The sequence below is a fragment of the Burkholderia sp. L27(2015) genome (genome assembly GCF_009765705.1).
Lineage (GTDB): Bacteria > Pseudomonadota > Gammaproteobacteria > Burkholderiales > Burkholderiaceae > LMUX01.
In genome coordinates this window covers 1-1,113 of sequence record NZ_LMUX01000011.1, presented here as the reverse complement: position 1 = coordinate 1,113, position 1,113 = coordinate 1, and the positions used below count along the sequence as shown (strand labels likewise).

Here is a 1,113-nt window from a genome sequence, read left to right as displayed (position 1 = left end):
CCCCAGCCAGGTACCGCCGGCCTGCAGGTCGCGACCACCGATGATGGGAACATCGTCCCAGCGCGCCAAAGGTGCACTCGGACGCGCGTGAAACTCATCGCGATTGCCGGCCAGCAGCAGGCGCCAGCGCGGGTGCACATTCCAGGCAAAAGCGATCAGGCACATGGGACAGATTCCACAAGAAGGACGCGTTACGAGCGCGCACCGGGCGGGAAGCTGAGTGTAGGCCTACCGGGAGGGGATGCCGATGACCTCGACTTCACCGCGCCCCGCTTTTGTGGGAGCGACTTCAGTCGCGATGCTTTCCCCTCCTCCAAACCGTGGCCTTCATCACCAAGAAAGGCGCGCCGATCACGGGCACGCCTTTCTCTTTGGGTCCGGACCTGCAGTCCCTGAGTTACAACGCCGCGACGGCCACCACCCCGGGATGCTCCTCTACGTCACGGGCAGTGATTGCGGGCGAATCGCATAACAACTGTGCGATCGATACCGCTGCCTCGCGTCCGTCATAAACTGCGCGCACCACCAGATCGGCACCGCGCACATTGTCGCCACCGGCAAAAATGCGGGGATGGCTGGTCTGCAATGGCAACGCACCATCGGCGCCGGTGATGACGCGGCCGGACGGTGCCAGCTTCACGCCATGCGAGGTCAGCCAGTCCGGCGGACTGGGCAGGAAGCCGAACGACTGGATCACCACGTCCGCTTCGATCTCGCATTCCGTGCCAGCCACGTTGCGCGGACGCGGCCTGCCGTCACCGTCATCAATCAGCGCGGTCTCGATCACGCGTACCGCACGTACGCCACCGTGTTCGTTCCCGAGAATCTCCAGCGGCTGGCGATGGAACAGGAATTCCACGCCCTCCTCGCGGCTGTAACCGACTTCGCGCGCCGAGCCGGGCATGCTGGCCTCGTCACGGCGATAGACGCAGGTGACCGACGCTGCGCCCAGACGGATCGCGGTGCGGTTACAGTCCATGCCGGTATCGCCGCCGCCCAGCACCACCACGCGCTTGCCCTTGAGATCGAACGCGTGCGCGGGTAGCTCGTCGCGCAGCAGCCGTTCGGTATTTGCAATGAGGAACGGCAAAGCATCATGCACACCGCGCAGTT

Annotated in this window: 2 protein-coding genes; both read right to left on the bottom strand. The window is 64.7% G+C overall.

The genetic code is table 11. From position 1 onward, the window contains the following. Positions 1-165, bottom strand: a 165-nt coding sequence (locus GSQ77_RS07225) for an NRDE family protein (RefSeq protein ID WP_174246407.1), incomplete at its 3' end; no start/stop codon positions are given. Between the two features lie 232 nt (positions 166-397). Then, the coding region (locus GSQ77_RS07220; RefSeq protein ID WP_158900550.1) for an FAD-dependent oxidoreductase at positions 398-1,113 on the bottom strand (716 nt) is incomplete at its 5' end.